The organism is Leptodesmis sp. (assembly GCF_052746595.1).
This window is the reverse complement of record NZ_JBRAGO010000177.1, coordinates 1-4,891: the sequence shown is the minus strand read 5'-3', so window position 1 is coordinate 4,891 and position 4,891 is coordinate 1. Positions and strand designations below refer to the sequence as shown.

3 protein-coding genes are annotated in these 4,891 nt (G+C 50.5%); 2 read left to right on the top strand and 1 reads right to left on the bottom strand.

The window, feature by feature from the left end:
* Positions 1-160 precede the first annotated feature (160 nt).
* Positions 161-2,407, top strand: coding sequence for a DNA helicase RecQ (recQ, locus tag ACUVQO_RS22465; RefSeq protein WP_445928047.1), 2,247 nt, complete (start codon positions 161-163; stop codon positions 2,405-2,407).
* 114 nt (positions 2,408-2,521) lie between these two features.
* On the opposite strand, the gene aroA is transcribed toward recQ, so the two are convergent.
* A complete protein-coding gene (gene aroA / locus ACUVQO_RS22460) occupies positions 2,522-3,853 on the bottom strand; it encodes a 3-phosphoshikimate 1-carboxyvinyltransferase (RefSeq protein ID WP_445928046.1) in 1,332 nt (443 codons plus the stop codon).
* Positions 3,854-4,001: 148 nt separating this feature from the next.
* On the opposite strand from aroA, the gene ACUVQO_RS22455 reads away from it, so the two are divergent.
* A complete protein-coding gene (locus ACUVQO_RS22455) occupies positions 4,002-4,496 on the top strand; it encodes a hypothetical protein (RefSeq protein WP_445928045.1) in 495 nt (164 codons plus the stop codon).
* The last annotated feature ends 395 nt before the right edge of the window (positions 4,497-4,891 follow it).

Below are 4,891 nucleotides of genomic sequence, written 5' to 3'. Positions count from 1 at the left end.
AATAGGCAATAGTCGTCCCTGCATGCCGCGTCGCAGTTGGGTAATGAGTTTCGCACTCAACATTGGGTAGTTATGGCGGAATGAGTTTTGTTAACTCTCAGCCTATCTGCTCCACCCTTTTCCTATCCCGAGCTCACGTTAGATTAATATTCAGAATGCATTGCAAAAGTCTCGATTCTCTATGATCGCCTCCTCTCCCCCCAATCATCGGTTTGCCTCGCTGGAACAAGCGCTGAAGCACTATTTTGGCTACGAAAGCTTCCGTCCGGGGCAGCGGTTGGTGATTGAAAAAGCGCTCCAGAATCAAGACCTGATGGTGGTGATGCCGACAGGGGGCGGTAAGTCTTTATGTTATCAATTGCCCGCCTTATTGAAGCCGGGGCTGACGATCGTTGTTTCTCCTCTGATTGCCTTAATGCAGGATCAGGTACAGGCATTGCAGGATAACGGCATTCCCGCCACTTTTCTCAACAGTAGCCTGAGTGGTACGGAATTGCGGGAGCGAGAACGGGCCGTAGTCGAGGGCGAAATCAAACTGTTGTATATTGCGCCAGAGCGGTTGCTGAATGGGGAATTGGTCACGTCCTGGATTTCGCAAGTTTATGTGTCTGCGATCGCCATTGACGAAGCCCACTGCGTCTCCGAATGGGGCCACGATTTTCGGCCAGAGTATCGCCAACTGAATCAGTTGCGCCAATGGTGCCCGAATGTCCCCATTATGGCGCTTACGGCTACGGCAACCGAGCGTGTGCGGGAAGATATTATTCACCAACTGGAATTGCACGATCCAGTGGTGCATGTGGCGACGTTTAATCGTCCCAATTTGTATTACGAAGTGCGTCCGAAACAGCGGCAATCCTACAGCGAACTGGTGCAGATTATCCGCCAATCTCAGGGATCGGGAATTGTCTACTGCCTGAGTCGCAAGCGAGTCGATGAACTGGCCGCTAAACTGCAGCATGATGGCATTTCTGCGCTGCCCTATCACGCGGGGATGGACAACAAAACCCGCGCCGAAAACCAGACGCGCTTCATTCGCGATGATGTGCAGGTGATGGTGGCAACGATCGCCTTCGGCATGGGGATCAACAAACCAGATGTGCGATTTGTGGTGCATTACGATCTACCACGCAACATTGAGGGCTATTACCAGGAATCGGGTCGGGCCGGACGGGATGGAGAGCCTGCTCGCTGCACGCTATTTTTTGGTACAGGAGACATCAAAACAGTTGAGTTTTTAATCAGCCAAAAAGTGGATCCGGCAACGGGAGAACCGTTAGAGAATGAACAGCGGATTGCAACTCAACAGTTGCGACGAGTGGTAAACTATGCAGAAGCTACCGAATGTCGTCGCATTATCCAATTAGGTTACTTTGGTGAATCGTTTCAAGGCCAGTGTGGCAACTGTGATAATTGTCTGCAACCTAAGCCCACTGAAGACTGGACAATTGAAGCACAAAAGTTTCTCTCCTGTGTGGCACGAGTGCGAGAACGATTTGGTTTGAATTACATTATTGATGTCCTGCGTGGGTCGAAAAGCCAGCGAATTTTGCAAAATAGCCATGATAAGCTTTCGACTTACGGGATTGGTAAAGATCGCAGTACTGAAGAGTGGCGGATGTTGGGCCGATCGCTGATCCACCAGGGCTTATTAGACGAAACAACCGATGGCTATTCTATTCTTAAGTTAAATGAAGCCAGTTGGGAAGTACTGCGTAAGCAACGAGCCGTGGCGATCGCAATTCGACCCGATCGCATTAAGGAGGTTGTTTCTCCATTAGAGACGATTGATACAGCAGAAACAGAAGAATTGCTCCAGCGGTTGCATTTGTTGCGGAAACGGTTGGCGGACGAACAGGGTGTTCCTCCCTACATTGTGTTTGCCAATGCCACGTTGCGATTGATGGCGCAACAACAACCATTGAATCGCGCTCAATTTGCCACCCTTTCTGGAGTGGGCAGTCGCAAACTCTCCCAGTATGGCGACCTATTTCTCAAAGAGATCCATGATTTTCGGCAGGAAAAAGGGTTGCCCCTGAAAAGTCCAACTTCAGAAAATGTCGCCTCTATTTCTCCCGCCGCTAATTCACCGCTGACTCTGTACCCCTCTGATACCCAACGACTGACTCTGCAACTGTATCAGCAGGGATTGAAACCCTTTGAAATCGCTGAACAACGGAACTTGCGCCTGAGCACGATCGCCACTCATCTCGCAGAACTGATTGAGATGGGCCATGACATTCCTCTGGATGATCTGGTGCCGGAAGAGCGACAAGACAAGATTCGGGAGGCGATCGCTGCCGTTGGGTCAGATTCCCGTCGCCGCATTCGCGATCATCTGGGCGAATCCTATGGCTATGACGAAATTCACTACGTACAAGCCTGGTGGAAACGCGAACATTCTTGACCTGCAGAGAAATCCAGGTTTTCGTAAAGTCGTGCAATCCGGTAGTTATGCGGGTCTATCTGATGCGGGATGAAATCAATCATGACACCTGTTCAGTGGTCTGCTGTTGATATTTCAGTGGTTACAAATATTCTCCAACGTCGAAAAAAACTCTGGATAAGAAATGGCGGCGGCTTCGGCTCGATGAATGGTTGTGGTTCCGGTAGCATTTAAGGCCGCGATCGCCAGACTCATGGCGATCCGGTGATCCGTATAACTGTCCACTTCTGCACCCATCAGGGGCAGCCCGCCAGTAATTTCCATGCCGTCTGGGAGTTCCGTGACCTGCGCCCCCATTTGGTTTAATTGCTTGGCCATAACGGCAATGCGATCGCTTTCCTTCACCCGCAATTCCGCGGCATCTCGAATCACGGTAGTTCCTTCTGCAAAGGCAGCGGCTACCGCCAGGATCGGAATTTCGTCGATGAGTCGAGGAATGATATCGCCAGCAATGATACAGGCTTTCAGCGATGCATCTCCCCGAACTCGGAGATCGGCTACAGGTTCTCCAGCCACTTCTCGCTGATTTTCTAGCGTGATGTTGGCTCCCATCAGTTCCAGAGCCTCCAGGATACCCGTGCGGGTGGGATTGATGCCGACATTCTCAACGGTTAAATCTGATCCGGAGACGATCGCCCCAGCCACCAACCAGAAGGCTGCCGAGCTAATATCTCCAGGAACGACCACCGTCTGTCCAGTTAAGTGAGTTGGGCCAATCACTGTAGCACTGCATGTCTCTGGATCTACTTGAATCCTGGCTCCAAACGCTTTCAGCATCCGTTCACTGTGATCGCGGGAAAGGGCGGGTTCAGTAATAGTGGTTGCTCCTTCGGTCAGCAAGCCTGCCAGCAAAATACAGGATTTGACCTGGGCCGATGCGATCGGGGAATGGTAATGAATCGGCTTTAAAGTCTGGCCCCGAATCGCCAATGGAGCCAGGGAAGCGTCCTTGCGCCCCCAAATCTCTGCACCCATTTGTTGCAATGGTTTGACAACGCGAGACATGGGCCGCGATCGCAGAGAACTATCTCCCGTTACAGTAAAAAATCGTCCGCTATGGGAAGCCAGGATTCCCAGCATCAACCGCAAGGTTGTGCCAGAATTGCCCGCATTCAAAACATCTACAGGTTCTAATAACTGCCCCAGCCCAATGCCACGAATTCGGACTTCCTCGGTGTTCAGACTGGAAATCTCTGCCCCCATTGCCTGAAAGCAACTGGCCGTACTACGTGGGTCTTCTCCCAGTAACAGCCCTTTCACAATGGTTTCTCCGGTTGCCAACGCCCCCAGCATCAGTGCCCGGTGAGAAATGGACTTGTCTCCAGGAATGTGAATGCGCCCCGACAGGGAAAATCCACCAGTGGGACGGGCGATCGTCAGCTTCTGCTGACATTCAGAGGATTCCAAAGAAATATGCTTAGACACCATCATGGGGATCGGATAAACTGCCTATGGATTGGTCAACAGTACGTTTTAACTTAATCCTGATTTCTGAATCATCCTAGCTCTTATGCGCACCTGGGAATGAAAATTCACCCGTTTAGGTTTTCCCTTCATGCTGACTCAACTTCGCTGTCCGATTCGTCTCACCTTTAGCTCCACAGATTTGCTCCTGACTGCGAAAACTGAAACCGTTGGCACCCTCTACCCAAAAGAGGATGAGCGCTTTCATCTGGTGATGACTGAACCGCTCGTTATCGAGTCCACTGAGGTGTTGGCCATCCCAGATACCGCGATCGCCACTCCCAATATTCCCACTCCCCGCCTCCTGTGGCTAGATTTTTCTCCCTACCGAGTATCTATGACAATGCAGGGCAATGGTCAGTTCAGTTACCGCCATCTGTTTGAACCGGGGGTGTTTGGTCTCAGCCGTTACTGGCTGCAGGATGGGACAATTGACTGTGGTCGCCAGTTCTGTCTCCGTAACTTCACCCGCAGCTTGTGTGTCAAAGGTAATCCCCTTCCTATTTTTCTCCTGCTAAATTATGAACTCTGGACTGAGGGGCTACTTTTGGGTGAATACAGCCTTACCTTAGAGATTCATCATTAGTCAGCACTAGGAGATAACTATTCGTCCTTATCCCCAACCTTGCTGGATTTGCTGATAAGTAATCCAATTGACAAAGAATCCAGGCATTCACCAGCCTTGTTCACTGTTTTCGTTTCATTGCAACCCAGGAATCTGCTGCTTCATAGGAAAAAGTTAGTCCAGGGGTGACATTTTGAGCGATCCCTACTCAAGTTCAGGGGGCGATCGTAAAGCCTGTCCGAATTATTGGAAAAAGCCTTAGAGAGCGTTTGAAAAGTATCCGGTGGTTAAAAACGCGACTACACTCACCCAGTCTGCCGACACAGACTCAATAAAATTAAGGTTTTCAGTAACCTGCATTGGCAGGTTTTCTGCCTATAGTTGCGACTTCAGTCGCTAGGGTGACTTATATCCCT